This is a genomic window from Flavonifractor sp. An4, assembly GCF_002161755.1.
Taxonomy (GTDB): Bacteria; Bacillota; Clostridia; order Oscillospirales; family Oscillospiraceae; genus Flavonifractor; species Flavonifractor avicola.
This window is the reverse complement of record NZ_NFIL01000034.1, coordinates 1-26,766: the sequence shown is the minus strand read 5'-3', so window position 1 is coordinate 26,766 and position 26,766 is coordinate 1. Positions and strand designations below refer to the sequence as shown.

At 60.5% G+C, this 26,766-nt stretch carries 32 protein-coding genes; 8 read left to right on the top strand and 24 right to left on the bottom strand.

From position 1 onward, the window contains the following. The first annotated feature begins 102 nt into the window (after positions 1-102). The 4 genes from B5F94_RS12895 to B5F94_RS12880 all read left to right on the top strand — a co-directional run bounded on the left by B5F94_RS12895 (position 103) and on the right by B5F94_RS12880 (position 2,299). The gene (locus tag B5F94_RS12895) at positions 103-354 is read left to right on the top strand and encodes a hypothetical protein (RefSeq protein WP_087330665.1); all 252 of its coding nucleotides are present in this window, start codon (positions 103-105) and stop codon (positions 352-354) included. Beyond that, complete coding sequence (locus tag B5F94_RS12890; RefSeq protein WP_343212828.1) at positions 348-626, top strand: DUF1294 domain-containing protein; 279 nt, start codon at positions 348-350, stop codon at positions 624-626. Before B5F94_RS12895 ends, B5F94_RS12890 begins: the two co-directional genes overlap by 7 nt. Before the next feature lie 114 nt (positions 627-740). After that, positions 741-1,229: an RNA polymerase sigma factor gene (locus B5F94_RS12885; protein WP_087330663.1), complete on the top strand. Its 489-nt coding sequence runs from the start codon at positions 741-743 to the stop codon at positions 1,227-1,229. Next, complete coding sequence (locus tag B5F94_RS12880; RefSeq protein ID WP_087330661.1) at positions 1,226-2,299, top strand: DUF4179 domain-containing protein; 1,074 nt, start codon at positions 1,226-1,228, stop codon at positions 2,297-2,299. Before B5F94_RS12885 ends, B5F94_RS12880 begins: the two co-directional genes overlap by 4 nt. Positions 2,300-2,338: 39 nt before the next feature. Here B5F94_RS12880 and obgE read toward each other — a convergent pair whose 3' ends face one another. The 10 genes from obgE to B5F94_RS12830 form a co-directional block, all read right to left on the bottom strand. Further along, complete coding sequence (gene obgE / locus B5F94_RS12875) at positions 2,339-3,619, bottom strand: GTPase ObgE (protein ID WP_087330659.1); 1,281 nt, start codon at positions 3,617-3,619, stop codon at positions 2,339-2,341. 258 nt (positions 3,620-3,877) lie between these two features. Continuing rightward, positions 3,878-4,162, bottom strand: coding sequence for a 50S ribosomal protein L27 (gene rpmA / locus B5F94_RS12870; protein ID WP_087330657.1), 285 nt, complete (start codon positions 4,160-4,162; stop codon positions 3,878-3,880). 49 nt (positions 4,163-4,211) lie between these two features. Then, complete coding sequence (locus B5F94_RS12865) at positions 4,212-4,544, bottom strand: ribosomal-processing cysteine protease Prp (RefSeq protein WP_087268350.1); 333 nt, start codon at positions 4,542-4,544, stop codon at positions 4,212-4,214. A gap of 1 nt (position 4,545) precedes the next feature. Beyond that, complete coding sequence (rplU, locus tag B5F94_RS12860; RefSeq protein ID WP_087188875.1) at positions 4,546-4,857, bottom strand: 50S ribosomal protein L21; 312 nt, start codon at positions 4,855-4,857, stop codon at positions 4,546-4,548. Positions 4,858-5,157: 300 nt separating this feature from the next. Continuing rightward, positions 5,158-6,186: a putative glycoside hydrolase gene (locus tag B5F94_RS12855; protein WP_087330655.1), complete on the bottom strand. Its 1,029-nt coding sequence runs from the start codon at positions 6,184-6,186 to the stop codon at positions 5,158-5,160. 36 nt (positions 6,187-6,222) lie between these two features. Further along, positions 6,223-6,660: a MarR family winged helix-turn-helix transcriptional regulator gene (locus B5F94_RS12850; RefSeq protein WP_087268344.1), complete on the bottom strand. Its 438-nt coding sequence runs from the start codon at positions 6,658-6,660 to the stop codon at positions 6,223-6,225. A gap of 43 nt (positions 6,661-6,703) precedes the next feature. Next, on the bottom strand, positions 6,704-7,318 hold the full coding sequence (locus B5F94_RS12845) for an S-layer homology domain-containing protein (RefSeq protein ID WP_087268341.1): 615 nt from the start codon (positions 7,316-7,318) through the stop codon (positions 6,704-6,706). A gap of 131 nt (positions 7,319-7,449) precedes the next feature. Then, positions 7,450-7,719: a pro-sigmaK processing inhibitor BofA family protein gene (locus tag B5F94_RS12840; protein ID WP_087330653.1), complete on the bottom strand. Its 270-nt coding sequence runs from the start codon at positions 7,717-7,719 to the stop codon at positions 7,450-7,452. A gap of 53 nt (positions 7,720-7,772) precedes the next feature. Further along, positions 7,773-8,027, bottom strand: a complete 255-nt coding sequence (locus B5F94_RS12835) for a DUF2508 family protein (protein ID WP_087330651.1) — start codon at positions 8,025-8,027, stop codon at positions 7,773-7,775. A 305-nt stretch (positions 8,028-8,332) separates the two neighbouring features. Beyond that, positions 8,333-10,963 carry a cation-translocating P-type ATPase gene (locus B5F94_RS12830; RefSeq protein WP_087330649.1) on the bottom strand — a complete coding sequence of 877 codons (2,631 nt, stop codon included), beginning with the start codon at positions 10,961-10,963 and terminating at the stop codon, positions 8,333-8,335. Between the two features lie 330 nt (positions 10,964-11,293). On the opposite strand from B5F94_RS12830, the gene B5F94_RS12825 reads away from it, so the two are divergent. Both B5F94_RS12825 and B5F94_RS12820 read left to right on the top strand, forming a co-directional pair. Then, positions 11,294-11,740 carry a hypothetical protein gene (locus B5F94_RS12825; RefSeq protein WP_204247495.1) on the top strand — a complete coding sequence of 149 codons (447 nt, stop codon included), beginning with the start codon at positions 11,294-11,296 and terminating at the stop codon, positions 11,738-11,740. After that, a complete protein-coding gene (locus B5F94_RS12820; protein ID WP_087330646.1) occupies positions 11,733-12,485 on the top strand; it encodes a 4Fe-4S binding protein in 753 nt (250 codons plus the stop codon). Before B5F94_RS12825 ends, B5F94_RS12820 begins: the two co-directional genes overlap by 8 nt. An 86-nt stretch (positions 12,486-12,571) precedes the next feature. Here B5F94_RS12820 and B5F94_RS12815 read toward each other — a convergent pair whose 3' ends face one another. From B5F94_RS12815 to B5F94_RS12760, 13 genes are all read right to left on the bottom strand, one after another. After that, positions 12,572-13,321, bottom strand: coding sequence for a hypothetical protein (locus tag B5F94_RS12815; RefSeq protein WP_087330644.1), 750 nt, complete (start codon positions 13,319-13,321; stop codon positions 12,572-12,574). Positions 13,322-13,499: 178 nt separating this feature from the next. Beyond that, positions 13,500-14,633, bottom strand: a complete 1,134-nt coding sequence (gene vanT, locus B5F94_RS12810) for a serine racemase VanT catalytic subunit (RefSeq protein WP_087330642.1) — start codon at positions 14,631-14,633, stop codon at positions 13,500-13,502. After that, positions 14,630-15,097 carry a serine O-acetyltransferase gene (locus B5F94_RS12805; protein ID WP_087330640.1) on the bottom strand — a complete coding sequence of 156 codons (468 nt, stop codon included), beginning with the start codon at positions 15,095-15,097 and terminating at the stop codon, positions 14,630-14,632. The genes vanT and B5F94_RS12805 overlap by 4 nt, the downstream gene beginning before the upstream one ends. A gap of 4 nt (positions 15,098-15,101) precedes the next feature. Beyond that, a complete protein-coding gene (locus B5F94_RS12800; protein WP_087330639.1) occupies positions 15,102-15,851 on the bottom strand; it encodes a D-alanyl-D-alanine carboxypeptidase family protein in 750 nt (249 codons plus the stop codon). Further along, positions 15,848-16,885, bottom strand: a complete 1,038-nt coding sequence (gene vanG, locus B5F94_RS12795; protein ID WP_087330637.1) for a D-alanine--D-serine ligase VanG — start codon at positions 16,883-16,885, stop codon at positions 15,848-15,850. Before vanG ends, B5F94_RS12800 begins: the two co-directional genes overlap by 4 nt. Before the next feature lie 137 nt (positions 16,886-17,022). Then, positions 17,023-17,829: a DUF4340 domain-containing protein gene (locus tag B5F94_RS12790; RefSeq protein WP_087330635.1), complete on the bottom strand. Its 807-nt coding sequence runs from the start codon at positions 17,827-17,829 to the stop codon at positions 17,023-17,025. After that, positions 17,816-19,273 (bottom strand): GldG family protein, encoded by a 1,458-nt coding sequence (locus B5F94_RS12785; RefSeq protein ID WP_087330633.1) that lies wholly within the window; start codon positions 19,271-19,273, stop codon positions 17,816-17,818. The genes B5F94_RS12790 and B5F94_RS12785 overlap by 14 nt, the downstream gene beginning before the upstream one ends. Beyond that, positions 19,273-19,731, bottom strand: coding sequence for a hypothetical protein (locus B5F94_RS17125; protein ID WP_343212827.1), 459 nt, complete (start codon positions 19,729-19,731; stop codon positions 19,273-19,275). The genes B5F94_RS12785 and B5F94_RS17125 overlap by 1 nt, the downstream gene beginning before the upstream one ends. 51 nt (positions 19,732-19,782) lie before the next feature. Next, complete coding sequence (locus tag B5F94_RS17120; RefSeq protein WP_343212826.1) at positions 19,783-20,136, bottom strand: ABC transporter permease subunit; 354 nt, start codon at positions 20,134-20,136, stop codon at positions 19,783-19,785. Next, positions 20,133-21,113, bottom strand: coding sequence for an ABC transporter ATP-binding protein (locus tag B5F94_RS12775; protein ID WP_087330631.1), 981 nt, complete (start codon positions 21,111-21,113; stop codon positions 20,133-20,135). Before B5F94_RS12775 ends, B5F94_RS17120 begins: the two co-directional genes overlap by 4 nt. 131 nt (positions 21,114-21,244) lie before the next feature. Next, a complete protein-coding gene (locus B5F94_RS12770; RefSeq protein ID WP_087330629.1) occupies positions 21,245-22,453 on the bottom strand; it encodes a sensor histidine kinase in 1,209 nt (402 codons plus the stop codon). Continuing rightward, a complete protein-coding gene (locus tag B5F94_RS12765) occupies positions 22,446-23,123 on the bottom strand; it encodes a response regulator transcription factor (RefSeq protein WP_087330628.1) in 678 nt (225 codons plus the stop codon). The genes B5F94_RS12770 and B5F94_RS12765 overlap by 8 nt, the downstream gene beginning before the upstream one ends. Before the next feature lie 102 nt (positions 23,124-23,225). Beyond that, on the bottom strand, positions 23,226-24,353 hold the full coding sequence (locus B5F94_RS12760; RefSeq protein WP_087330626.1) for an aldo/keto reductase: 1,128 nt from the start codon (positions 24,351-24,353) through the stop codon (positions 23,226-23,228). Positions 24,354-24,511: 158 nt separating this feature from the next. On the opposite strand from B5F94_RS12760, the gene B5F94_RS12755 reads away from it, so the two are divergent. Further along, the gene (locus B5F94_RS12755) at positions 24,512-24,910 is read left to right on the top strand and encodes a MerR family transcriptional regulator (protein ID WP_087330625.1); all 399 of its coding nucleotides are present in this window, start codon (positions 24,512-24,514) and stop codon (positions 24,908-24,910) included. A 478-nt stretch (positions 24,911-25,388) separates the two neighbouring features. Continuing rightward, positions 25,389-25,607, top strand: a complete 219-nt coding sequence (locus B5F94_RS12750; RefSeq protein WP_087330623.1) for a helix-turn-helix domain-containing protein — start codon at positions 25,389-25,391, stop codon at positions 25,605-25,607. 49 nt (positions 25,608-25,656) lie between these two features. Here the strand turns inward: B5F94_RS12750 and B5F94_RS12745 are convergent, their stop codons facing one another. Further along, complete coding sequence (locus B5F94_RS12745; protein ID WP_087330621.1) at positions 25,657-26,595, bottom strand: hypothetical protein; 939 nt, start codon at positions 26,593-26,595, stop codon at positions 25,657-25,659. Between the last annotated feature and the right edge of the window lie 171 nt (positions 26,596-26,766).

The window sequence follows — 26,766 nt, the reverse complement described above, 5'->3', positions numbered from 1 at the left end:
GTATGTAATGTTGTTCTTTTTTCCCTGACCCCCGGCGGGTGTTCATTGCTCCCTATACGATTTCCTGCCATATTCTCCCCTTGCGGGGATAACAGACAAAAAGTGCGTTCCTTTGTGGCCGCCAGTCTGGAGGCGGACTGCCCGGTGGCCTTTCTCAATCTGGACAACGGCAAGGTCAAACAGCTCCACCGGTGGCACTGGGTGACCCTCATCGGTCTGGACGGCGACACCGCCTCCATTGTGGACAACGGCGAGGCCTTCACCATGGACCTGCATCTGTGGTACGACACCACCAAGACCCGGGGCGGCTTTGTGTCCGCCCTGGGCGCCGGGGAGGAATTTGCCTCATGCTGAAGTGGATCGCGCTGTGGGTGCTCTTCTGGAGCATCCTGGACTTTGTCCTCATGGGTGTGGACAAACGGAAAGCCAAAAAGCACCGCTGGCGGGTACCGGAAAAGGCCTTTTTCCTCATCGCCCTGGTGGGTGGCTCCCCCGGGGCCATTCTGGGTATGTACACCTTCCGCCACAAGACCCGCCACTGGTACTTCAAGTGGGGCCTGCCCGCCATCCTCGTGGCCCAGGCCGCCCTGGGCGGGTGGCTGTACTGGCACTTCGTTCTGTCCTGAAAATGCGGAAGCGATCAGCTTCCGCATTTTTTTGCAAAGATGAAGAATCGGGCGTTCCTCAATCGTATTGTGGGTGAAAGCGCTTTTCAATCCCACGGAAAGGACGTGACAGCCATGCCACCCATACCGGACCGGGCGGAAGCCCAGCGGCTGGTGGATACCTACTCCGACCTGATCCTCCGGCTGAGCTACACCTATCTGGGCAGCACTGCCGACGCCCAGGACATCTGCCAGACCGTCTTTCTCAAGCTGCTCCAAGCGCCCAAGGCCTTTGACAGCACGGAGCATGAGCAGGCCTGGATCATCCGCACCGCCATCAACCTGTGCAAGGACCACCTGAAAAGCCGTTGGCGGCGCACCACGGTGACCCTGGACGCGGCGGAGCGCGTGCCTGCCCCCCAGCCTGAGGAGGGCACCCTGCTGGCGGCTCTGGATCTGCTGCCCCCCAAATACCGCACGGTCATCTACCTCTATTACTACGAGGGCTACTCCGCCAGGGAGATCGCCGCCCTGCTGGGAGAAAAGCCGGCCACCATTTTTACCCGGCTGGACCGGGGGCGGCAGAAGCTGCGGACCTATCTGGAACAGGAGGAACTGACATGAAGCAGTATAAAGATACCATGGACGAGCTCCGTTTCACCCCGGAGCAAAAGGCCCATATGGTGGACCGCCTGATGGAATCCGCTCAGGCTTCCCCCCGGCGCCCCCACAGCTTCCGCCGGGTGGCGGTAGTGGGGGTGGCTGCCGCCCTGGTCCTCAGCGTGGGAGTGGCGGGCGCCACCGGCGTGCTGGAGGAGGTGGGAGAGCGCTTCTCCTCCCTCTTCGGTCCTGCTACCCAGACCGAGGTCATCGACCAGATCGGTTACCCCATCGGTGCCTCAGTTAGCGCTGACGGCATCACCATCACCGCCGACGCCATTGTGGGGGACACCCATTCCTACGCCATTGTCTACTCCATCTCCCGGGAGGACGGGCAGCCCTTGGTAACCCAGGCGACGCTGGATGGCAGCGAGGAATATGAGGGCCGCCTTCCCCTCTCCTTTGAGGAGTATGACCTGCGGCCCACCGGCCCCCTGGACTCCCTGTCCTCCGGAGGCGGCGGAGGTTTCTCCCACTTCTACAACGCCGACCCTACCGACAACGCCATCCAGTTTGTGGCCTTTTGGACCTCCGACACCCCCATCCGCTCGGGCAAGGTAAGCACCACCTTCCGTGGCCTCTATGACACCACCGACAGCTATGCCAACAAAACCCTGCTGGCGGAGGGCCCCTGGACCCTGGACTTTACCATGGACTTTGAGGACTCCTCCATCGCCCTCCCCGCCGGGCAGGCGATCCAGGTGAGCGGCATGGACGCCACCCTGGACAGCATTACCCTCTCCCCCCTGTCCATCATGGTGGAGTACACTGTCCACCAGGAGATACCGGAGGCGGAGCGGGAAACCGGTCAGACCGATAAGGCAAACGACCCCTACGCCCCCTTCCGGGATCTGCCTGTGACCCTCACCTACACCGACGGCTCCACCCTGGAGATCAAGAGCGCCAACACCAGCGTCGGCTCGGGTAACGGCAAGGCCAAATGCACCATGGGTCTGATCTTTGACACCATCCGTCCCCTGGATGAGGTGACCTCCGTCACCGTGGGGGATGTAGTCATCCCGGTCTCCCAGTAAAACAAAAGCAGGGCCCGCCATATGGCGGGCCCTGCTTGTTTACCGCTGGTACTCGAACTCCAGGTTGTACAGGGACACGATATCCCCATCCTTGATGCCCATCTCCTCCAGCCGGTCAAAGAGACCGGACTGACGGAGCATCTTGTCGAACCAGTTGCGGGACTCGTAGTCGCCGAAGTTGACGTTGGCCATGAGCCGCTGGAGCCAGGGGCCCTCCACGATCCAGGTGTCGTCCTCGTGGATGATGTTGAGGGGCTCGGAGGTATCCACCTCCGGGGGCCGCTCCACATAGGTGGGCTCGTACACCGTGATGGGGGGCAGGTGCTCCAGCTCCCGGGCGGCGGCAAACATCAGCTCCCGGGTGCCCAGCTGAGCGGCGGCGGAGATCTCATAGAAGGGCATACCCAGCCCCTCCACGTAGGCCTTCAGGGCCTCCAGGCCGGTGCGGTGGTTGGCGATATCCACCTTGTTGCCCGCCACGATCATGGGCCGGGAGGCCAGATCGGGGCCGTACTGCTTCAGCTCCTCCTGAATGGCCTTGAAATCCTCCACCGGGTCCCGGCCCTCGCAGCCGGACACGTCCACCACATGGATGAGCAGCCGGCAGCGGTCGATGTGCCGCAAAAAGTCGTGGCCCAGGCCGGCGCCGTCGGAGGCGCCCTCGATGATGCCGGGGATGTCGGCCAGCACGAAGGACACACCCTCGTCCACATAGACCACGCCCAGGTTGGGGAAGAGGGTGGTGAAGTGGTAGTTGGCGATCTTGGGCCGAGCCTTGGACACCACCGAGAGCAGGGTGGACTTGCCCACGTTGGGGAAGCCCACCAGGCCCACGTCGGCCAGCAGCTTCAGCTCCAGGATGACCTGCCGGTCCTGGCCGGGCAGGCCGGCCTTGGCGAAGCGGGGCACCTGACGGGTGGGGGTGGCGAAGTGCTTGTTGCCCCAGCCGCCGTTGCCCCCCTTGGCCAGCACGAAGCGGTCGGTCTCCGACATATCACAGATGATCTCCTGGGTCTCGGCGTCCCGCACCACAGTGCCCTTGGGCACCTTGATGACCAGATCGGCGCCATCCTTGCCGGAACAGCGCTTGCCCTGGCCATCCATACCGTTTTCCGCCACATACTTGCGCTTGTAGCGGAAGTCCATCAGGGTGGACATATGGGGGTTGATCTCCAGTATCACGTTGCCCCCCCGGCCGCCGTCGCCGCCGTCGGGGCCGCCGGCGGCCACGTACTTCTCCCGGTGGAAGGCCACCGCGCCGTTGCCGCCGTTGCCCGCCTTAACGGTGATGCGGGCGGTATCTACAAAGGGTGCTGCCATAAAAACCTCCTTCGTCTGGCCTTGCGGCCATCATCTTACCAATAGAAAAGCCTCGAACGGGTTCCCGTCCGAGGCTTATGATACCCATAATTACTGGGCGATCTCCACGATAACACGCCTGGCCAAAGCTTTGCTTTGGCGGAAAGGCATCGCCTTTCCTACAGGCGTCGCCTGTGGGGCGTGTTGTCGCAACGCTGGTGTTCGCCGTCATACGGCGTACTACACGGCGCTGCCGTGGGCAGTAAACTGCCCCGCAGTTTACTGCTCCAGCGTTACGATAGAGACCTGCTTGCGGTCCTTGCCCAGGCGCTCAAACTTCACGCGGCCGCTCTTGAGGGCGAACAGGGTGTCGTCGCTGCCCTTGCCCACGTTGACGCCGGGATGGATATGGGTGCCCCGCTGGCGGACCAGGATGTTGCCGGCCAGAACGAACTGACCGTCGCCCCGCTTCACGCCCAGACGCTTGGCCTCGGAATCGCGGCCGTTACGGGTGGAGCCCACGCCCTTTTTATGGGCGAAGAACTGAATACCGATGTTCAGCATGGTGTCACACCTCCAAACTTGTGTGTTAAAAAGTCGCCGTACGGAGAGGTCAGTCCTCCTCCAGTACGAGAATATTTTCGGGATACTCCTCGTGCAGGCTGGTAAAGTGGACCATGAGGGCGGTCAGAAGGGTCTGACAGGTGCTCTCGCTGGTCTGGCTCAGCCCGCCGGGGATACGCAGGGAGATGGATACGTCATGCTCCTTCACCTTTACGGTCGCCCCCAGGCCCAGCACGTCGTTGACGGCGCACTCGGTCAGGCGGACGGCACTGGTGACGGCGGCGCAGACGATGTCGCTCCCCGCCTCGGCGTAACCGCTGTGGCCCTTCACAGTGAAGCCCACGATGCGGTCCCCCTCCATGTGAAAAGAGACGGTAGTCATCTTACAGGGAGATGGCGCCGATGGTCACCTTGGTGTAGGGCTGACGATGGCCCTGACGCTTGCGGTAACCCTTCTTGGGCTTGTACTTGAAGACCAGGATCTTCTTGCCCTTGCCGTTCTTCACCACGGAAGCGGCCACCTTGGCGCCCTCCACCACGGGAGTGCCCACGGTGATCTTCTCGCCGTCGATGACAGCCAGAACCTTGTCAAAGGTCACGTTGTCGCCAGCCTCGTTGGGCAGCTTCTCGATGAAGAGGGTATCGCCCTCAGCCACCTTATACTGCTTACCGCCGGTCTCGATGATTGCGTGCATTACGTTTTCAACTCCTTCATTACGGGCTCGCTGTCGGGGGAGGGCCGAAGCGTGACGTCACATCAGTCACGTCGGTCACTTGGTTGTCACGCTGCACGCCCTCCGCAACGGCCAACTGCTCAACCCTCCGCCAAAAATGCCGCCAGCCCCTGGCTGGCCTGTTTTTTGGCCTGCGTGTTTCGCTGTTGCCCTGCTCCCGGGCGTCTCCGCGCTTCTCATTCCCATTCAAAGCGGCTCTAGTAGTATATCAATGCAATCTTTAAAAGTCAAGCATTTTTCAACTTTTTTGCAGCTTTTTTGTCAGCTCAGCAGGGCCCAGCTGCCGGTATCCGTCCTCTGGGTCACAATGGGCACGATCTCCAGCCCCTCGACGGTGGGAACCGTCTCTCCCTCGGGCACCTGGACATAGACCCGGTCGGCATACTGCTTGAGCAGGTCCAGGGTGAGGCCGCTGCCGTCGGAGCCGCCGCCCAGCACCGTCAGGCTGGTCACCACCGATACCTTTATATCAGGATATTGGGCCAACGTCTGGTCCAGCGTCTGGAAGAAGGCCTCCATGGTCTGGGTCAGGGTGTTGGGATCGTAGTTGCTGTCGCTCTTGATATAGCTGACGGTGCCCCGGGTGGGATAGCCGCAGTTGTCCAGCAGCAGCTCGTCAAAGCCCAGCCCGGCCAGTTCGCCGCATACCTGAGCCACATAGGTCCGCACCGATTCCACTGCCGGGCTGCTCCAGCGAACGCTCTCGTCGTCCCGCCAGTTGCCCGAATTGCTGTGGATGCCCAGGGCCCGGTCGTTCCAGGGCAGGGCGTTGTCCCGGAAACAGGAGATCCGGGCCACGGTGTACAGCTCCCCTCCGTTGAGGGTCTGGATGTCCTCATTGATGCCCTCCTGATCGGAGGAGGTGCCCAAAGTGGTCTGGGACTGATAACCCAGGGTGCCGTCCGCCTCCTTCATGGAGAAGATGGCGGCGGTGCCGCGGTTGGCCTCCAGCTGGGTCTGGGCAGTACCGTCGGTAAGGGCGGCGGCAGGCAGCTGCACGCCCCGGAAATCCACCTCCGGCTCCGGCGTGGGGGAGGGGGTGGGCTCCGGCGTGGTGATCTGAATGGGAACGGTGCCGGCCGGCGGGTCAGGCTCGGTCTCCGTCTCGCTGCCGCCGAAGAAAGGCAGCTCCACCCGGACTCCATCGGCCGAGTAGTGAATATACGGCTCCAGGAAAAACAGCGCCGCCACCGACAGCACCAGCAGCACCAGCAGTACGCCGATGAGCACTTTCAGCGCATTACGTCCCCGGCTGCGCCCATGGTAAGATTCATAACCATTCCGCCTCACGGCAGGACACCTCACTCTTTCCTCTCAGATCAGGGATCACTTCCCCTTTTCCTCTACCTGGCTCAACGCCTCGTCCAGCTTCTGGAGGGCGGCAGCCACCAGCTTCCGGTCCTCCTCCGGCATATTCCCCATCAGGGCGGTAAAGTAGCTGTTCACATCGGTGACCGCCTTGTCCCGCAGGGCGGCGTACTTCTCGGTGGCGCTGACGTAGATCACCCGGCGGTCGGTCTCGCTGCGCTGGCGCTTGGCCAGCCCCAGCTTCTCCAGCCGGTCCACAATGCCGGACACCGTGCTGTTGGCACTGCCGGTCCGCTCGGCCAGGGTGCTGATGGGCACCGGCCCGTCCTCACCCAGTACGGTAAGTACCATGGCCTGGGGAAAGGTCAGATCCATCCGGCCGAAGTGGCTGCGAAACTGCTGGGACATATGCTGGGTCACCCGCAGATAGGATATGAACAGACTGCTTTGCTCCATGTTGGGCGTTCTCCTTTCTCTTGCCCGTGCCGTAAGGGGCCGGTCAGCCCATGGCCTGGGTATTCATCCGCTGTAAAATCACCGCCAGCTGGGCCCGGGTGGTGGTGCTCTTGGGGGAGAGCTTGCCGCCGTCTCCCTCCATCCAGCCCATACCGATGGCATGGGACATACCCTCCTTGGCCCAGGAGGCCACCTGGTTGGCGTCGCTGTAGAGGTTCAGGGCGCCCTCCGCCATCGTACGGCCCTTATATGTGTCATAGCGGCTGAGCATCACCGCCAGCTCCTGCCGGGTCACCACGCCGTCGCTGAAGGTGCCCTTATCGGTGCCGTTGATGATGCGGGCCTCACAGGCCCAGTCGGCGGCAATGCCGTACCAGCTGTTGATTTGCACATCGGGGAAATGGCCCCGCCACACCGGGGTGGGCTCCCCCTCCATCCGCCACAGCACCATGGCTACGGTGGAACGGGTCACCGTGGCGTTGGGAGAAAACAGGGTATCGGACACACCGGTCATCCACCCCTGTTCCACCGACTCCTTCACCGCCGATTCATACCAGGCTCCGGCGGGCACGTCGGTAAAATTCGCCGCGGAGGCGGGCAGCGCCAGGCCGGCGCATAAAGTCAGGGCGCAGGTGAGCGCCGCAAGTCGTCTTTTCAAGTGGGTCCACTCCTTATAATCGAGTATTATTTATTTTACGATACGGATTTTAAAAAACTATGAACACAAAAGGACCCATTTATAAATAATTTTACAAAAAGGACGCCGCACCTCCGGGCGGCGTCCTTTTCTTACACAGCCAGCATCCACTCCAGGGCCGCCAGCAGGCCGAATCCGGGCAGCCCCAGCAGGCCCAGCACCAGGGCGTTGGTCAGGTTGACCCCCAGCTGGAGGCCCAGAATGCCCCCGGCCCAGCGCAAAACCCACAGCACCCCCAGCCCCACCCCTGTCCGGGCCGCCAGACGGCCCAGCCAGCTCAGGGGCTTACGCAGCACCGCCAGCAGCAGTACTAAAAACAATCCTCCCGCCACCCAGGGCAGGGCATTGAGCAGCGGTTCCACCGCCGCCACCTCCTTTCTGTGTGCCAGAACCTTGGCGGCGGGGCGGGCCCCTCTTATCCGGTGTGGACGGTCTGCCCGCCCTCCAGCTCCTTGACCTGGCGCAGCAGGTAGGTGTACCGGGACTGAAGGGCGTTGATCTCAAAGACATAGGATTCGATGAGATCCGGGTCACAGGCGTCGTTGAAGCCCTGATAGGCCTGGGCGATAAGGGCCCTGGTCTGGCTCAGTCCCTCCAGCAGGACCCGGCGGGTCCCCTCCCGCTCGCTCTCCCGTCGGCGCAGGCTGAAGCGCTTGGTGGCTTCCGGCATACGATCCTCCTCCTTGCTCCGGGCTTTCCGGTTTTATCCTATGTCCAGTTTGGGCAATTATGTCCGGTTCTATACCGTTTTTTTCCTGTATTTCAGGCCGCCATCGGGGCATACTGATGTTGGACCGGATGACCGCTGGTTCTTGCATCTCCTTTTAAGCCGGTGCCGGGTGAGCTCACCCTCTGGCGAAAGGCGAAAGGAGTGGAATCAAACGAACTCCGATCCTGTAAGGGGCGCGGTGTTTCCACCGCGCCCCGGTTTTATGCGTGAAAAAGGCGCGCCCTCGGGCGCGCCTTTTTTTGCAATTAGTCCCTGCCCTTTTTCAGGCCGGCAATGACCTTGACGATCTGGATCACCAGGGTGGGCAGGAAGGCCAGGATCACGATCTCGCCCAGATTCATCAGGCCGAAGGCGGGAGAGACCATAAAGAGGCTGGTCAGGCCGGGGGTAAAGAGCACCAGCATCAGCAGCACCACGCCGGCAAAGAAGGCGGCGATGGAGGCCTTGTTGGTGCCAAACTTCAGCCGGAAGATGGACTCGGCGCCCCGGCAGTTGAAGCCGTGGAACAGCCGGGCCAGGGTGAGGGTGGAGAAGGCCATGGTGGAGGCCAGCGCCGCGTCCCCGTTCTGGTAGCCCAGGTAGAAGGCGATCATGGTGACAATGGCGATGAGCAGGCCCTGTCCGCCAATGCGGGAGAGCAGGGGCTTGTTCAGGATGGGCTCCTTGGGATCTCTGGGCTTCTGGTCCAGCAGGCCCTTGCGGGCGGGCTCCATGCCGATGGCGATGGCGGGCAGGGAGTCGGTGAGCAGGTTGATAAACAGCAGATGCACCGGCTGGAAGGGCACCGGCAGCCCCATCAGGGAGGCGTACAGCACACAGAAGATGCCGGCGGTGTTGCCGCTGAGCAGGAACTGGATGGCGTTTTTGATGTTGGTGTACACGCTGCGGCCGTTGACCACCGCCCGGACAATGGTGGCGAAGTTATCGTCAGCCAGGATCATGGAGGCGGCGTCCTTGGACACCTCGGTGCCGGTGATGCCCATGGCCACACCGATGTCCGCCTTCTTCAGGGCGGGGGCGTCGTTGACGCCGTCGCCGGTCATGGACACGATGTTGCCCCGGCGCTGCCAGGCATTGACGATGCGGATCTTGTGCTCGGGGGAAACCCGGGCATAGACCGAGATCTTGGCCAGCCGCTCATCCAGATCGGCGTCGCTCATCTGGTCCAGCTCCAGTCCGGACACCGCCTCGTCTCCGTCCTGGAAGATGCCCAGCTGGCGGGCGATGGCGGAGGCGGTAACCTTGTGGTCGCCGGTGATCATGATGGTGCGGATGCCGCCCCGCTTGGCGTCGGCCACCGCCTGGATGGCCTCGGGCCGGGGCGGGTCGATCATGGAGATGAGGCCGATAAAGGTAAAATCGTTCTCGTCCTCCAGGGTGAGGGGCCGGACCGCGTCCACCTCCCGGTAGGCAAAGGCCAGCACACGCAGGCCCTCCATGGACAGCTCCATGTTGACCCGGGCGATCTCCTCCTTGCGCTCAGGGGTCATTTCCACCTTGCCCTGCCGGGTGAGCAGCCACTTGGACCGGTCCAGCAGCACGTCGATGGCGCCCTTGGTGAAGATGGTGGGGGTCCCGTCGATGTCGTGGAGGGTGCTCATCAGCTTACGGTCGGAGTCGAAGGCCAGCTCGCCCAGACGGGGATGCTGGGACCGGTAAACCTCCTCGTCGATGCCGAACTTCTCGCCCAGCATCACCAGGGCCACCTCGGTGGGATCGCCGATGGAGGTACCGGTCTCGGCATTGTTGGTGGCGTCGCTGGCCAGCAGGGCCGCCTTGAGCAGCAGCCGCTGCACGTTGTTGACCAGCTCCAGATCGCCTCCCTCCAGCAGGGAGCCGTCGGCATATACCTTCTGGGGGGTCATTTTGTTCTGGGTCAGGGTGCCCGTCTTATCCGAACAGATGACGGAGACCGAGCCCAGGCTCTCCACCGCCTTCAGGTCTTTAATGATGGCGTTCTGTTTGGCCATCTTCTGGGTGCCCATGGCCAGCACGATGGTGACAATGGAGCTGAGGGCCTCGGGGATGGCGGCCACCGCCAGGGCCACGGCGAACATGAGGGAGTCCAGCACCCCCATGCCGGTACGGAAGATGGACAGCGCGAACACCACGACGCAGATGGCCATGATGACGATGGCCAGCTTGGCGGAAAAGTTGTCCAGGCTCTGCTGCAGGGGGGTCTTGCGCTGCTGGGTCTGGTTCATCAGGGCGGCGATCTTGCCCAGCTCGGTGTTCATGCCGGTGCCGGTGACCAGCACGGTGGCACGGCCATAGGTCACCAGGGAGCCGGAGAACACCATGTTCTTCTGGTCGCCCAGAGCCACCTGGCCGGCATCAATCACGTCGGCGGTCTTGTCCACGCCCTCGCTCTCGCCGGTGAGGGAGGACTCATTGACCTTGAGGGAGAAGTTTTCCAGCACACGGCCGTCGGCCACCACCATGTCGCCGGCCTCCAGCAGCACGATGTCGCCGGGCACCACGTCGGCGGAGGGGATCTCCACCCGCACGCCTCCCCGCAGTACCTTGGCGGTGGGGGAGGACATGGCCTTCAGGCTCTCCAGCGATTTTTCCGCCTTCAGATACTGGACGGTGCCCAGAATGGCGTTGAGGATGAGCACGGCAAAGATGACGATGGTGCTCTCCACATTCTCCGACACCGCGGAGATGATAGCCGCGATGATGAGGATGATGACCAGCAGGTCCTTGAATTGCTCGGCAAAGACTTGGATGGCGCTCTTCTTTTTCCCTTCGGACAGCTTGTTGGGGCCGTACTGTTCCCGCCGCCGGCCGGCCTCCTGATCGCTGAGGCCGGACATCCCGGCTTGCTGGGCCTCCAGCGCCTGCTGGGTGGTTTTCCGGTAATAAGCCTCTGTCATACCTTTCATTCCCTTACAGTTTACTTTCGGCGAAGAGCAAATAAAAAAAGACCCTCCGCCAACCGCCGGGCATAGCACGGCAGTTGTCGAAAAGTCTTGTTACCCATGGGGTGCACACAGCCAGGCTGGTGACAGCCGTGATTGTTGGCAGTGTGACTTTAAACTACTCCCTTTTCAACTGCGGCCATCATAGCACAGTTTGACCGGCAAGTCAATCTCATTTTGATAGAATTCCCGAATTATTCCATCCTATACCTCCCGGCGTTGACGGCGCATGGCTCATCCGTTATAATTTTATGATAGAAGGCACACAGGAAAGGAGCGCCCTCCATGAAAGGAACCGTCATAAAATTCCTTCTGAAAACCGCCTGGGTTCTGGAACTGGCCATTGCCCTGTTTATTTTGGTGATTACAGTGGTGCAGATGGTTCTGACGGGAATGGATTCCCTGGACTATCTGGCCCTGGGGCAATTCAGCCTGGACGAGTTTTTGGCCAATACCATGAACATCGTGGTATGCCTGGAGTTTGTGAAGATGCTCATCCTCCACACCCCCCGGGCGGTCACCGACGTGCTGCTCTTTGCCATTGCCCGTCAGCTGGTGGTGAGCCACTCCAGCTCCATGGACACCCTGCTGGGGGTGGCGGCGGTGGTTCTTATCTTTGTGATCAAGAAGTATCTCCTGAGCAAGGAGGACTCGGTGCCCCCCAAAGAAGTAATCAACCAATTTTCTCAGGAGATCGCAGCCCAAAAAGAGGAGGCATCCCATCATGAATGACCTTCATTGGATTTCTGCCGTGTTCAGCCCCACCGGCGGCACCGCCGCCATAGCCAAGGCCATCACCGGCGGCCACGGCCATGTGGTGGATCTGTCCGTTCCCGCGCCGGTCACGCCGGTGGCGGACAGCACCGTGCTGCTGGCCGCCGCGCCTGTGTTCGGCGGGCGTATCCCCGCCGTGGCGCTGGAGCGGCTGGCCGCCCTCAGCGGCAGCGGCCCCGCGGTCGCCGTGGCGGTGTACGGCAACCGGGACTATGAGGACGCCCTGCTGGAGCTGTCCGACGCCCTGAAGGCGGGCGGCTTTCAGATGATCGGAGCGGCAGCCTTTGTGGCCCAGCACTCCATCGCCCCCACCATTGCCCAGGGCCGTCCGGATCAGGCCGATCTGGAGGCCGCCGCCAACTTCGGCCGGGCGGTGCTGGACAAGCTGGCCGGACCCGATCCCCTTGCCCCGGTAACTGTGCCGGGAAACACCCCCTACAAGGACTGGAAGGGGGTCCCCTTCCACCCCGCCGCCGGGGAGAGCTGTATCTCCTGCGGCCTGTGCGCCTCCCGCTGCCCGGTGGGGGCCATTCCGGCGGGCAGCCCCAAGGAGACCGACCCGGAGCGGTGTATCACCTGTATGCGCTGTGTCTCCCTCTGCCCCCGTGGAGCCCGGACCATCCCCGCCCCTGCCCTCCAGGCCACCACCGCCATGCTGACGGAAAAGGCAGGCGTTCCCCGTCAGCCGGACTGTTTCCTGTAACAGGTATCACTTTTGTCATGAAAAGGCCCCTCTGATGCCGACTGCATCAGAGGGGCCTTTTTGATCAGCCTTCAGGCCGGATTATCTCAGCCCGCGGAGGCCTGGGTGAAGGTCACGTTGTAGAAATAGCCGGCGACGCCAGAATACTCTCCTATGGTAGTAGGTTCAAAGGCAATGTACAGGTAATCACAGCCCCGTACATTGGTGTGGACAGACACCGGCTCGTCCCCAGCTTTGATCTCGTAGCTATCAATGAGATTCTTGGTACCATACTGGTCCACCGCATAGATACACAACTTTGAGGCCAATTTATCCCCCAACTTGGGTTGGTAACATACAAATTCCCCGTTGAGTTCGGTGTACAGGCCGTCCAGTTTCACCGTTTGTCTATCCTTATATCGATTAAAGGGAGTCTGGACCTCCCCCAGCAGTTTAAACTGAGCCTCTTTTCCCGTATATGCCACGGATTCGGACGGCTTGTTGTAGACCTTCATATCCTCGGCCCGGACCACCTTGCCCTCGCCGGGTTTGAGGCCGATGTACACGCTCTCGGTCTTGGGGTCCCACTCCACCGGCTTGTCGGTGAGCATCCCGGTGAGGGCCCGGACAGGCAGGTAGGTGGTACCGGCGTAAATCAGGGGTTCCACCTCATTGCCGTTGACGTCGGTAGGCACCTGCAGCTTGCCGTCCACATAGAGGGAGATGCCGCCCATGGAGACGTTGATCTGCCGAAAGGCTGACAGCGCATGGGCAGGCAGCCCGCTGCCGGCGATCACAGCGGCGACCAGCACACCTGCGCCAAAACTTCTGATGCTGTTGTGGTTGAACTTCTTCATCTTTGTTTCCTCCTCAAATCATTCCTGGGTTTCCCCTGATGTTTCACTCCCGCAAGGGAAGCCTGTCCTCCCCTTGCATCAGTAAGATACATCAGCCTGCCCTCCGGTTTTATTTTTTCAAAAATTTTTTCCGGCATAAAAAATCCATAAGAAATGCCCTCTGAACAGAGGGCATTTCTTATGGACAATATTGGATGGTCAGGCGGTTTCCCAGCCGGGAGAGCAATTCGTTGGTGATGGTGCCGCACCGGGCGGCCACCTCCTCCGCCCGGATCTCCGCCCCGCCGTCCCGGCCAATGAGGGTAACCATGTCGCCGGGGGCGGTCTGGGGTACGCCGGTCACGTCCACCAGCAGCTGGTCCATGCACATCCGCCCCACCATAGGGCAGCGTACCCCCCGGATCAGCACTTCCCCGCCCGCCTGAGCCAGCATCCGGGGCAGGCCGTCGGCGTAGCCCACGGTGACCACCGCCAGCTTGGTGTCCCCCCTGGCCCGGAAGGCCAGGCCATACCCGGCCCCTTCCCCGGCGGACACGGTGCGCAGGGCGGCCACCCGGGCCCGCAGGGACAGGGCGGGGCGGAGAACATCGGGATCGGGCCGGTCCTCCTCCCGGCTGTACACGCCGTACAGGGCGATGCCCGCCCGGGCCCATGCGCAGGGCTGGTGCGGCAAATTCAGGATGCCGTAGCTGGCCTGGATGTGGACGCCCCCCGGGTCCAGCCCGGCGGCGGCCATCCGGGCCACAGCCCCGTAAAACCGGTCCAGTTGAGCCTGGGTGAAAGCCTGGTCCTCCGGGCTGGTACTGTCCGACACACACAGGTGGGAAAAGGTGCCGGTAAACTTGAGGTTGGGCAGGGTCCGGGTACGGGCAATGGCCCCATGGTCCTCCGCCGGGATACCCAGCCGGTGCATCCCGGTATCCAAGGCCAAGTGGACCTCCAGGGGCACCCCCGCCGCCGACAGCGCTTTGCCGTGGGCCTCATCGGCCACGCACTGGGTCAGCCCCCACCGGGCCAGCTCCGCCGCCTCCTCCGGCGGGGTATAGCCCAGGATCAGAATGAGCCCCTCCACTCCCTGCCGCCGTAGGCTGATCCCCTCCGACAGGCAGGCCACCGCGAAAGCCTTTACCCCCTGCTCCTCCAGGCTTCGGGCCACCGGCCCGTCCCCGTGGCCGTAGGCGTCCGCCTTGACCACCGCCATCAGCCTACATTCGGGGCCCATCCGCCCCTGGAGCCATGCGGCATTGTGGGCCACGGCTCCCAGATCCACCTCCCGCCAGGCCCGGGCAGTGCTCACTTCCTCGTACTTCATACCCTCTGCTTCCTTTCCAAGATCCGGGACGGCGGGGCCACCACGGTGCTGCCGTCGGGGATGTCCCGACAGACCACCGCCCCCGCGCCGATGCGGACATTCCGCCCCACCCGGATGTCTCCCACCAACACCGCCCCGGCGCCGATGAGGCAGTCCGGGCCGATCGTCGGGGCCTTTCCGTCCACCTCGCCGATGGTCACATTCTGATAGATTTTGCACCTTGCCCCCACCACCGCGTAGCGGGAAATGAAGACCCCGTGGAGGCCGTGGGGGAGAACCGGTGGAGACTCAAACTCCGCCCCCGGCCCCACATAGCCCCCGTGGCGGTGGGCGCTGCGGCACATCAGATAGGTGCAGAAGCTCCGCACCAGCCGGTTCTTCGTTTTCTGCCGCAGCCGGTACAGCCGCCAGAACCAGCCCAGTCCATCCCCTCTGGACCGGGCAACCAGCCTGTCCTTTCCCATGGACTCACCTCCCTGTGCTCCGCCAGGAGGCGGCCACCACGCCCCCGCAGTTGTCGCCGGAGCACAGCAGCCCCTGCTGACCCGCCAGCCGGAAGGGCTCTCCCACCCCGCCGGGGAGATAGGTAAGCGCGCACTCCCACTCCGCCGTGGAAAAGCGGAAGGGAGCCCCGCCGGCTGGATAGTTCCGCAGCTCCTCCAGATACTCCTCCAGGGTCAGGTCCAGCCGGGCCATAATCTCCCCGTGGATGGGACCCACATAGCGGAAGTGCCAGGGCTCATGGGCGATGCCTGTGACGGCCTCCCGCCCGGCGGGATAGCGCAGTACGAAGCCGTACCGGGGGGCCGCCAGCCGGAAGGCCCGGCACACTCCCTCGTCGGGAAAATAGGGGCGGATGAAATCCACGTTCTCCTGCCGCCGGCCCAGGTCGATGGCCAGACCGGTCTGGTGCTCGCTGCAATCGGGCATGGCCACATAGCTTTGGGTAAAAGCCTGCCCCTCTTTGGCCAGGGTGTCGTCCCAGATGGCCTGCTGCTCCGGCCGGCTACGCCAGCCGGACACGGGGAGGATACCCGACGTCCCCCCTACCGCCCGGAGGCAGGCCCTCAGGGCCGCCGCCGCCCGGCGTTCCAGCAGCACCCCGCCCTCCAGCTCCGCCAGCTCCGGATTGGCTGGGGCCCGCAGGGGATGGGCGGCGTTGACCAAAATCAGCGGTCCGGTACAGGTCAGGTCCCGGACCGTCCCCTCCCCCCTCACGGCTCCAGCCCCAGGGCAATGAGGCGGCTCACCAGGGCGGGAAAGTCCAGGCCGATCCCCTTCATCATATTGGGGTAGCGGCTGTGGGCGGTAAAGCCGGGGATGGTGTTGACCTCGTTGAAGTAGATCTCCCCCTCCGGGGTGAGGAACAGGTCCACCCGGGCAAACACCCGGCAGTCCAGCGCCCGATAGATGGTCCTGGCCGCCGCCTGGATGGCCGCCGCCTGCTCCGGCCGGATGCGGGCGGGACAGTGGATGGCGGAGGTCTTGAGGGTGTACTTCTCCTCATAGTCAAAGAAGCCCTGGGACAGCTGGATCTCATCCACCAGCCCCACCGTCAGTTCCTCGTTGCCCAGCACGGCGCACCCCACCTCAAAGCCGGGCACCGCCTCCTCCAGCAGGGCCTCCCGGTCGTGCTTCAGGGCCTCCTTTACCGCCCCCACCAGGGCCTCCGGCCCGGTCACCCGGGTAATGCCGAAGGAGGAACCGGCCCGCACCGGCTTGACGAACAGGGGATAGCCCAGGTCCCGGGCCGCCCTCTGGAGGTCGGCCTCCCGCCAGCTCCGGTCCACCACCATCCCCCGGGGGACCTTCACCCCCGCCAGGTCGGCCAGCTTGTGGGCCCGGTCCTTGTCCATGCACAGGGCGCTGGACAGGGTGCCGCAGCCGATCACGGGCACCCCCGCTAATTCCAACAGGCCCTGGAGGGTGCCGTCCTCCCCGTTTTTCCCGTGGAGCACCGGGAAGGCCCCGTCAAAATGAAGCCGCGTTCCGGTACCGTCCAGCAGCAGAAGTTCTCCCCGTCCCCGGTCCAGTGAGAGGGTGCAGGGGGTACAGTTTTCCTGCTGCCAGGTGTCGGCCTCCATCCGGTCCAGAGGGCCGGTGTAGTACAGCCACTGTCCCGACCGGGTGATGCCCACCAGCAGGGGCGTATAGGCCTCCCGGTCCATATGGCTCACCATGGCATGGGCCGATTGCAGAGAAACGGCATACTCCGTGGAGCAGCCGCCGAAAAGTACCAGAATGGTTTTCATTGCAGATTCCTCCCAACAGGCAAAAAACGCCTTGCTTTGATACCGATATGGTACCAAAGCAAGGCGTTTGATGTTTTTGCTTTTTCTTTCCCGCACCCTACAAGTTTCCGAACATTTCTTTCAGTTTTCTTACAGGGTCAGCTCTCTCCCAGCACCACGGCATACACTGCCTCCTGCAGGTCCACCACCTGGCTTCTGGTCACCAGGGCGGTGGGCTGGCCGTCCACCACGGCCAGACAGTAGGCGCCGTCATAGCGGCAGAACTGGATGCTCACGGTGGGCTCCCCCTCCAGAGACAGGCGGAGGGTAAAGGAGATCTCCTCCTGTCCGGTGGGCTCCTCCCCGGTAAAGCTGTCGGCGGTCAGGGCCTGGAGGGAATCCTCACCCTGGATGCTGAGCTGGTCCGCCGTATCCACATAGGGCAGGCTGTCGTTGGCGATCAGGTCGGACAGCGCCACGCCAAAGGCGTCCAGGGGGTCCTCCTGCACCAGATAGACGTTGCCGTCCCCGATGGACACATACCGCTGGGAATCCATGGTGCTGAAGTCGCCCAGCTGGATCTCATAGCTGGCGTCCTCGGTGGTAAGCTGGATGGTGCACACCGGGTCGTCCAGACCGTACTGACCGTAGTCCTCCACCTCTTCGATGATGAAGGACACGCCGAAGGACTGGAAGCCCTCCAGCAGGGCGCTGATGGCGTCCTCATTCACCGGGAAGGTCTCGTCCTCGTCGTAGTACCACACCTCGTCCTTGTGGAAGGCCAGGCTCTGGCCGTCATAGGTCCAGGACAGGGCGGTCACCGAGTCCTCCGGAATTTCCAGAATGATCTGGTCACTGGTTTTGATCTGCTCCTTGTGCTCCTGGTAGCGGCTGACACAGAAGGTCATCACGCACACCACCGCCAGGACGCCCAGCAGCAAAAGAAGCTTTTTAGACCGGCTCATGCTGCATCCTCCTCCTCTTGACCACCACACCGATGCCCACAGCCAGATAGATCAGAGGGAACACACCGATCATGGTCACCTTCAGCAGGGAGGCGGTGGACTCGTTGATGGTCAGGTAGTTGTAATTCAGGGACTTGCTGCAGATGGACATGGCCTCCCGCTCGCCGATGTGCTGGGAGAGGGCGCTCATGGTCAGGTTCACATTGGCCCCGGAGGAGTAGGCATTGTACCCGTCGTCCAGGAACAGAGAGGAGGAGAACCATACCATCTCGCCGCCGTCGTCCAGCTCTACCGACACCGCCACAGCAAAGGGTCCGTCCATGTCCCCCTCCTCCTTGTCATAGGTGGTCATCTCATAGCCGGACACCTTGCTGAAGGCGCTGTCCGAGGTGGTGAGCAGCTGGGTCACAGTGGCGCCCGAGGGACTGCCGCTGACGGTCAGACCGGTGGCTGCCGGCACGATGGGATAGTAGTTTTCGTCGATGAGGGGCTGTGTGATGTCGCTCTGGGCCATATTGGGCATGAGGGCCAGGGGGATCTGGAAGGCGTAGTGGTCCCGGCCGCCCTCCACCACAATGCCCTCGGCGGCGGTGACGCCGTAGTCCTCCAGCAGGCTGTACAGATTATCCAGGCTGCTGTCCTCCACCGGGCCCGCCATCACCAGCAGCTTGCCGCCGCCGGCCATATAGTCCCGGAGCATATCCGCTTCCTCCTGGGACAGGTCGCTGGAGGGGCTGTAGATCATCAGGCAGCCGGCGTCCTCCGGGATGGTATCCACCGTCAGCAGGGAGAGGGTCTGGGTCTCGATGTTGTCCTTCTCCAGCTGCTCCTGGAAGGTCTGGGGCAGCTCCGCCTCTCCGTGGCCCTCCAGCAGATAGAGCTGGGGCAGCTCGTCGCTGACCACATAGTCGATGGCGGAGGTGATGGCTCCCTCGCCGTCGAAGGAGGCGCTGGTGTAGCCGTAGGAGTAGAGGTCGGTCTTATAGAGATAGATGTCGCTGTAGGAAATATAGCAGCTCTTGTCCCCGCACTCCACGATCAGGCTGTTGTTGGTCACCGTCTCATCGGTATACTGCTGGGTGAAGGTGGGGTAGACATCGGGGTTCTTTTTCACCACGGAAATGTGGTCGGACAGGCTGTCGTATTTGTCCAGCAGATTCTCCACAATGGGGTCCTCCTCGTCAGCCTGGACGATCCAGTAGATGGTCACGTCCTCCTCCAGGGCGTTGACCACCGACTTGGTGTTGCTGGTGATGGAGTACAGCTGAGACGAGCTGATGTCGAACCGGGTCAGGCTGGTGGGCAGAATGGACACCAGCACGTTGACCACCACCAGCAGGGCCAGCACGATGGCGGAGATGGCCAGGGCGTAGGAGCCGCCCTGGAAGGCGATTCTTTTGCGCCCTTTCCCGCCGTTTGGATTCAAATGCACCGGCAGTTTCATCAGTGATACCTCCTCTTCTCCAGGGACTGCACCGACAGGAACAGGAAGAAGGCGATCACTGTCAGGTAATACACGATGGCGCTCACATCGAAGATCCCGTTGACAAAGGCGGTAAAGCGTTCAAACAGGGACAGCTGGTTCATGATATTGGGCAGCAGGCCCTCAAAGGCCTGGCTGTTGATGACGAACAGGGCCACCGTCGCCGCCGACAGGGCGAAGGCGATCCAGTAGGCCAGGCTGCCGTTGCGGGTTACATAGCGGATGAGCAGGCCCATCAGAACATAGATCACCAGCAGGGCGATCACCGAGCCCAGGGCGGTGGCGGAGGCGTACTCCGACAGGCTGACGCTGCAGTAGTTGAGCAAAATCACCGCGATGCCCACACCGGCGGCCAGGCCCTGGTTGTCGGTGAGGGAGGACAGGAAGGTGCCCACGGCGATGAGGGCGGCGCCCAGCACGAAGAAGGCAAAGATGGAGCCGTAAGCGGTGGGCAGGTAGACCTGGCCAAACTAGGCAAAAATCAGGGGATAGATGGAGATGATGGCCAGAGGGATGAGATAGAGCACCAGCAGGGCCAGATACTTGCCCAAAATCACCTGGACGGTGGTGATGGGCAGAGAGTAGAGCAGCTGGTCGGTCTTTTGCTTCTTCTCCTCGGCGATGACCCGCATGGTCAAAATCGGCACGATGACCACGAATACCAGACTGCCGAATTCCAGGACATATTCAAAATTGCTTACCGCCGCCTGGAGATTGAAAATCATGGCGCCGATACCCACAAAGGCCAGCAGAAAAGCGCCGAATACATAGGTGGTGAGAGAGTGAAAGTAATTGCGCAGCTCATGCTTGAAAACCGCTTTCATGCTTCCTTCGCCTCGCTTTCCTCCGGTTGGGTGGCCGTGTCCGTACTTTCCGTCAGTTCCAGGAAAATATCTTCCAGATTGGCTTTCTTCAGCGCCATCTCCAGCAGCGCCGTCTTTCGGTCCGCGAAGAGGAAGAAGAGCTGGCGGGACAACTGACAGATATCCTCCAGGTCGGTTTTAAGGGTGACACAGACCCGTTCTGCGCCCGCTTCCCTGATCTCCATCTGCGTGATATGCGCCGCATCCGCCAGAATGGCGCGCACCGTCTCCTCCGTCCCTTCCGCGGTGAGGGTGATCTCACTGGGGGCCAGCAGCTGCTTCTCCAGGCGCTCCGGCGTTTCGAAGGCAATGAGCTTTCCCTTGTTGATGATGAGGATCTTGTCGCAGATGGCCTGGACCTCGCTGAGGATATGGGAACTGAAGATCACGGTGTGGGTTTTGCCCAACTGTTTGATCAGATCACGGATCTCAATGATCTGGATGGGGTCCAGTCCCACGGTGGGTTCGTCCAGGATAATGACCCTGGGGTCCCCCAGCAGAGCCTGGGCAATGCCCACCCGCTGCCGGTAGCCCTTGGACAGGGCGGAGATGGGCCGGCGGCGCACCTCCGTGATCCTGGTCTGCTCCATGACCCCGGCGATCTGCTCCTCCAGCTCCTGCCCCTTCAGACCCTTGGCCTGGCCCACAAAGCGCAGGTACTCCTCCGGCGTCTCGCTGAGGTAGAGGGGGGGCTGTTCGGGCAGATAGCCGATGCGCCGTTTGGCCTGCTTGGGCGTTTCAAACACATCGTACCCGTCCACCTTGACATGACCGCCGGTAGCCGACAGGCAGCCGGTCATGATGTTCATGGTGGTGGATTTTCCCGCCCCGTTGGGCCCCAGAAAGCCATATACATGGCCCTCGTCGATCTCAAAGGACAGATCGTCCACCGCCAGGAAATCCCCATAACATTTGGTCAGATGTTCCACGGTTATCATATTGGACCTCCTTGCCGCGCACGGCAGCAGCCGGCGCTGGTATCGGAGCCATTATAGCGGGCCATGCTGAAACGGTGCTGAAAGGACCCTGAATTAGACAAAAAAGGGAGCGGCCCGCAGGCCGCTCCCTTTTACATACAGGGCAGTTCCACAAAAAAGGAATTGATCCCCGCCCGGCTTTCCGCCCAGATCTTTCCCCGGTGACGAGTCACCACGCTCTGGGCAATGGACAGCCCCAGTCCGAAGCTGCCCGTCCGGCTGTGGGCCGGATCGGCCCGGTAAAACCGCTCAAACAGGTGCTCCAGTGTATCCGGCGGAATGGGCTCCCCCTCGTCGGCCACCGTCAGCAGGCAGCGGCCCCTGCCCCGCCGCTCCAGGCGCACCCACACCCTGCCGCCGGGTTTGGCATACTTCCGGGCGTTGTCCAGCAGGGCCTCCAGCGCCCGGCCCAGCTGAGAAGAGTCCCCCGAGACGGTGATCTGCTCCTCCACCTGGCTGTCCAGGGTGAGGCCCGCCTCAAAAAAGATGGGCTCAAAGGGCAGCAGGGTGTCCTCCACCAGTCCGCTCAGCTCCACCGGCTGGAACACCCCCTTCGTCTCCCCGTGGTCCCCCCGGGCCAGCTCCAGCATCTGCTCGATGAGCTCCTTCATCTGCCGGGACATAGCAAGGATACTGGACAAAAACCGCCGCTGGTCGGCGCCGCCGGTCTCCCCGTCCTGAAGCATCTGGGCGTTGGTCATGATCACGGTCAGGGGGGTCTTGAGCTCGTGGGAGGCGTCGGCCACAAACTGCCGCTGCCCCTTCCAGGCCCGCTCCACCGGGCGCACCGCCCACTTGGACAGCAGAATGCTGCCCCACAGAAAGCCCAGAAAGCTGACGCACCCAATGATCACGCAGGTTTTGAACAGCCCGTCCAGGGTGGCCCGCTCGCTGGAGATGTCGGAAAAGACCACGCACTGGTTGGCTGGGGTGTTCAGGCGGTAGTAGCGCAGGTTATACTCCTCCAGCACCCCCAGGGACTTGGGAGATGCGCTGGTCTGGGCAATGAGCTGGTCCAGCAGGGCCTGGTCGGACAGGTCGTAGTACCCGCCGCCGGTGGCCACCACCTGCCCTCCCAGCCCCAGCTGCAGCTTGAAGAAGGGCAGCTGCACGTCCTCACCGGGCTGGCCGGGCACCCCCAGCCCCACAGGCTGCAGGGCGATGTTCTCCAGCATCCGCATACTCTCCCGCTCCAGGTTGGCGCTGGTGAAGTAGAACACCAGCCCCAGGATCACCACCAGCATGATGGACACAATGCTCATGTTGATGAGCACGAACTTGAGCCGCAGCCGCTTAATCATCGCCGTCCACCTCCAGGTGGTAGCCCATCCTGCGGATGGTCTCAATGCGTACGTTGGAGCCGATGCTGGCCAGCTTTTTCCGCAAAAAGCCGATGTATACCTCCACATGGTTTTCCACCGCGTCGGAGTCGTAGCCCCAGGCCTTGGCCAGGATGGCCTCCTTGGAGCAGTTGCGCCCCCCCGCCTGGAACAAAAAGCGCATCACTTCAAATTCCTTGGCGGACAGGCGCACCCGCTTGCTGCCGCATTGCAGCAGGGCGGAGGACAGATCCAGGGTGGTATTGCCCAGCTCCATCTGGTCCACCTGGGGACCCTGTCGGCGGAGCAGGGCGTGGATGCAGGCCAGCAGTTCCCGCACATCAAAGGGCTTGGTCAGATAGTAGTCCGCCCCGGCGTTGAGCCCCTCGATCCGGTCCTCCAGGCCGCTTTTAGCGGTGAGCATCAGGATGGGCACGCCCAGCCGCCGGGCCCGTACCCGCCGGGCTACCTCGTAGCCGTCCAGGCCGGGCATCATCACGTCCAGAATGAGCAGATCGTACACTCCCAGCTCGGCGTACTGCATCCCGGTCTCCCCGTCAAAGGCCATCTCCACCTCAAACCCCTGGTTTTCCAGCAGAGCGCCGATGGATTCCGCCAGCAGATGTTCGTCTTCCACGATCAGGATCTTCACGGTCGTCACCTCATTTTCTACTTTATCATACCGTGGCAACCTGAAACCAGCCTGAAAAACGACTGCTCTCCCGGGAAAATACCGGTCCCTTCCCTGCCCGGCTCAGAGCTTGGCGCTGAAGTCCGCCATAGCCTGGGCAATCTTCAGCTGCTGGGGACACACCGCCTCGCAGCTATGGCAGCCCACACAGGCGCTGGGCTGCTTCTCCTTAGGCAGCGCAGACAGGGCCATGGGGGCGATAAAGCCGCCGCCGGTGAAGCGGTGCTCGTTGTACAGGGCCAGCAGATGGGGGATGTCCAGCCCCTGAGGACAGTGGCTGACGCAGTAATGGCAGCCGGTACAGGCCAGGGCCTCCGGGGCTGTCATGCGCCGGCCCACCTCCAGCACGGTCTCCCACTCCCTATCGCTGAGGGGGGCCTCAGCGGCAAAGGTAGCCAGGTTGTCCCTGGTCTGGGCCAGATCGGACATACCGGAGAGGACCACCACCACGCCGGGGACGGTCTGAAGGAACCGGAAGGCCCAGGCGGGCGCCCCCTCCTCCGGCCGAAGTTCCTTCAGCGGAGCCGCCTCCTCCGGGGTGAGCCGGGCCAGCCGCCCGCCCCGCAGGGGCTCCATCACCCACACAGGGATGTGGTACTGTCCCAGCAGCTCCACCTTTTCCTTCCCCTCCTGGAACTGCCAGTCCACATAGTTCAGCTGGAGCTGACAGAACTCCATGTGCTTCCCATAGGCCTCCAGAAAGCGCTTGAGCACCGGCATGGCTCCGTGGCAGGAGAAGCCCAGGTGCTTGATGCGGCCGTTCTTCTTCTGCTCCAGCAGGTAGTCCAGAATGCCGTACTTGGGGTCCAGATAGGCGTCGATATTCATCTCGCACACGTTGTGGAAGAGGTAAAAATCGAAGTATTCCACCTGGCACTTTTTCAGCTGAGCCTCAAAGATCTCCGCCACCTTATCCATGTTGGACAGGTCGTAGCCGGGGAATTTGTCCGCCAGATAGAAGGTTTCCCGGGAATAGGCCGCCAGGGCCTTGCCCATGGCCAGCTCCGAGTTGCCTCCGTGATAGCCCCAGGCGGTGTCGTAGTAGTTGACGCCGCTGTCCATGGCGCAGGCCACCATCTCCTCCACCGCCGCCTGATTCACCTGGTCGTCTTTTCCGTCCACCACCGGCAGGCGCATACAGCCCATGCCCAGAGCGGACAGCTTGATTCCCTGAAAGTCCCGATAAACCATCTTGATTCCTCCTGTTGGATGTTTGTCTCTACGCTACCACCTGGAGTGCACTCCATGTCAAGCGCTTCTTGCCCTTTTTCCATAAAGTTTTAAAATCTCTTGACTTGGAGTCCACTCCAGGTGCTACAATACCGGCAACAGAACAGGAGGCGATCTCTTTGACCATTGCGGAAGCCAGCCGGCAGTACGGCCTGAGCGCGGATACCCTGCGCTACTATGAGCGGATCGGCCTGATCCCCCTGGTGCCCCGGAACAAGAGCGGTATCCGGGACTACGATCAGGAATCCTGCCAGTGGATCGAACTGATGAAGTGTATGCGCTCCGCCGGGGTCCAGATCGAGGCGCTGGTGGAATATGTGGAGCTGTTCCGCCAGGGGGACGCCACCATCGAAGCCCGCAAGGCCCTGCTGATGGAGCAGCGGGATCTGCTGCTGGCCCGGATGGAGGAGATCCAGCAGTCTCTGGACCGGCTCAACTATAAGATCCAGCTCTATGAGGATGGGAAGATGACCCGGGAGGCAATGGGCCGTCAGAAAGAGGAGTCCCAGAACCCGTAAACGCTGCGCTGCATTTTATTTTATTTTTTCAGGCTATTGACAATCGCCCAGGTCACCCTGAACGAGGTCAAGGCCGCCATGAAAATCAACTACTTTGATGATCCGGGGCTCATCGAAGCCCATAAGGAAAAATATAAAAACGGAACGTTCTGAGCTGAGAGGGCAAAGAAAAACCGCAGCAGGCCCGGCATGGGGTCTGCTGCGGTTTTTGGCACGCCTGAGGGGATTCGAACCTCCGACCTACCGCTTAGGAGTACGGCGTACCATTTCGTAAATTGTTCATATCATATCTTCCCGTGTTGTTTCTTCGCAAATTATGCTGCCCGGAGGCAGGTCAATTTGCACAAATTCCCCTGAAATATGCTGCCTTACAACGGCTTTTCAAATGTCGTATTAGCAAGGTATTAGCAGGAACCCCTTGTGACAGAGGGCTTCCAGGGGCCATTTCAAAATGCTATTAGCAAGGGGGGATCATTTTATGAGCACCAACACACCCAACGAAAAAGGAACGCCCCAAAGCAGAACATACACCGTGAATGACATCGCAGCCATTCTTGGTATCGGCCGCGCTTCGGCCTATAAACTCGCCAACTCCGGATTGTTCAAGACGATCCGCATTGGCAACATGATCCGCATCTCCAGGAAGTCCTTTGAAGATTGGTTGAAGATGGAGGAAGTGACAGACAAGACTGAATAAACTGTGTGCAGCACCGTGGGTTTTAAGCCTATGGTGCTGTATTTAATATTTAAGCTTTAAATTTACGAAAATAGTGTTGATCCAATATTACCCCTATATCATTTGGAGTTGCCTTTGGAAATAAAGTGTTGTTTGATTTCATTTGATCTAATACTGTATTGACCAGTTTTCCATTTCCAAAGGTTTCGATAAAATCATGATAAGAGATATCTCCAAAATCATATTTCGCTTGTGCTATATATGCAATGATGCAACGATTAAGCATATCTTCATCTGCTATGTGTGAAATATAGTTCACTAATAAAATTAAATAGCAAATGACTATATCATTCCGTATAAAAGGAACCATTTTGTATTCTTGTGCAAGAAGAAAGATATCAAGACATTGCATAATATTTTGTGCTGTGGTCATTAAAAAAATTTCTGGTTCCGTCATTTGAGATTTAATAGTATTGTAGTCAAGAGTTGCTTGACAAAATTTTTCTATGCGTGTTCGTAAACTTAAAGTGGTATCTGAACCTGCCGAATAAACTAGACATGATAAAGCGGATGGATTTAAGTGCTTTTCAATATCTTCAAATGATGTATTATTTTCTGTAAAAATATCAATAGTTTCGTATTGATAATCAAACAGTGCTAATATAAATTTTTGGGAAAGGCGCGATAGTTCTTTCATTTCCTGAGCCCGTTGTTGATTATTTACATTATCCAATGGAATTACCCAAAAGTCTTGGTTCCAGTAATCTAGTACATCATATAGATCTGTTGCGGTCGTATATACGTAATTTTTTATCCTATCATAATTAATTAGATAACTATCTTTCTGAAAGAATACACTCATCTTGGACAGAGGATCATTTATAATTCTCTTTTTTCCTAATAAGGAAAAATCAATATGTCCATTATTTAGTATGTCAGCATATACTGCACCGGCAAGAAAAGATACATCATCTATATACTCGAGATTATTTAGAAAAAAAGATACCATTGGTTTATTCTTATACCAAAAAATTTTTACTTCCTCAAAAAGAGCTTTTAATCTAGGCCATGTTTGAAAAACAAAAGTTGCACAAACGGATATGATTTAGTAAACTATTGATATGGGAACAAAACGATATGAACTCACAGAAAGTGAATGGAATCGAATCAAAGATATGCT

Bases quoted from the DNA above. Each gene is read 5' to 3' on its own strand.
- vanG (WP_087330637.1), bottom strand. From the start codon at position 16,885: ATGAAAACCATTCTGGTACTTTTCGGCGGCTGCTCCACGGAGTATGCC.
- B5F94_RS12760 (WP_087330626.1), bottom strand. From the start codon at position 24,353: ATGGTTTATCGGGACTTTCAGGGAATCAAGCTGTCCGCTCTGGGCATG.
- B5F94_RS12805 (WP_087330640.1), bottom strand. From the start codon at position 15,097: ATGGGAAAGGACAGGCTGGTTGCCCGGTCCAGAGGGGATGGACTGGGC.
- B5F94_RS12745 (WP_087330621.1), bottom strand. From the start codon at position 26,595: ATGGTATCTTTTTTTCTAAATAATCTCGAGTATATAGATGATGTATCT.
- B5F94_RS12775 (WP_087330631.1), bottom strand. From the start codon at position 21,113: ATGATAACCGTGGAACATCTGACCAAATGTTATGGGGATTTCCTGGCG.
- B5F94_RS12770 (WP_087330629.1), bottom strand. From the start codon at position 22,453: ATGATTAAGCGGCTGCGGCTCAAGTTCGTGCTCATCAACATGAGCATT.
- B5F94_RS12830 (WP_087330649.1), bottom strand. From the start codon at position 10,963: ATGACAGAGGCTTATTACCGGAAAACCACCCAGCAGGCGCTGGAGGCC.
- B5F94_RS12835 (WP_087330651.1), bottom strand. From the start codon at position 8,027: ATGCCGGAAGCCACCAAGCGCTTCAGCCTGCGCCGACGGGAGAGCGAG.
- B5F94_RS12885 (WP_087330663.1), top strand. From the start codon at position 741: ATGCCACCCATACCGGACCGGGCGGAAGCCCAGCGGCTGGTGGATACC.
- B5F94_RS12815 (WP_087330644.1), bottom strand. From the start codon at position 13,321: ATGAAGAAGTTCAACCACAACAGCATCAGAAGTTTTGGCGCAGGTGTG.
- vanT (WP_087330642.1), bottom strand. From the start codon at position 14,633: ATGAAGTACGAGGAAGTGAGCACTGCCCGGGCCTGGCGGGAGGTGGAT.
- B5F94_RS12825 (WP_204247495.1), top strand. From the start codon at position 11,294: ATGAAAGGAACCGTCATAAAATTCCTTCTGAAAACCGCCTGGGTTCTG.
- B5F94_RS17120 (WP_343212826.1), bottom strand. From the start codon at position 20,136: ATGAAAGCGGTTTTCAAGCATGAGCTGCGCAATTACTTTCACTCTCTC.
- B5F94_RS12785 (WP_087330633.1), bottom strand. From the start codon at position 19,273: ATGAAACTGCCGGTGCATTTGAATCCAAACGGCGGGAAAGGGCGCAAA.
- B5F94_RS12865 (WP_087268350.1), bottom strand. From the start codon at position 4,544: ATGACTACCGTCTCTTTTCACATGGAGGGGGACCGCATCGTGGGCTTC.
- B5F94_RS12850 (WP_087268344.1), bottom strand. From the start codon at position 6,660: ATGGAGCAAAGCAGTCTGTTCATATCCTATCTGCGGGTGACCCAGCAT.
- B5F94_RS12750 (WP_087330623.1), top strand. From the start codon at position 25,389: ATGAGCACCAACACACCCAACGAAAAAGGAACGCCCCAAAGCAGAACA.
- B5F94_RS12820 (WP_087330646.1), top strand. From the start codon at position 11,733: ATGAATGACCTTCATTGGATTTCTGCCGTGTTCAGCCCCACCGGCGGC.
- obgE (WP_087330659.1), bottom strand. From the start codon at position 3,619: ATGGCAGCACCCTTTGTAGATACCGCCCGCATCACCGTTAAGGCGGGC.
- B5F94_RS12880 (WP_087330661.1), top strand. From the start codon at position 1,226: ATGAAGCAGTATAAAGATACCATGGACGAGCTCCGTTTCACCCCGGAG.
- B5F94_RS12890 (WP_343212828.1), top strand. From the start codon at position 348: ATGCTGAAGTGGATCGCGCTGTGGGTGCTCTTCTGGAGCATCCTGGAC.
- B5F94_RS12790 (WP_087330635.1), bottom strand. From the start codon at position 17,829: ATGAGCCGGTCTAAAAAGCTTCTTTTGCTGCTGGGCGTCCTGGCGGTG.
- rplU (WP_087188875.1), bottom strand. From the start codon at position 4,857: ATGCACGCAATCATCGAGACCGGCGGTAAGCAGTATAAGGTGGCTGAG.
- rpmA (WP_087330657.1), bottom strand. From the start codon at position 4,162: ATGCTGAACATCGGTATTCAGTTCTTCGCCCATAAAAAGGGCGTGGGC.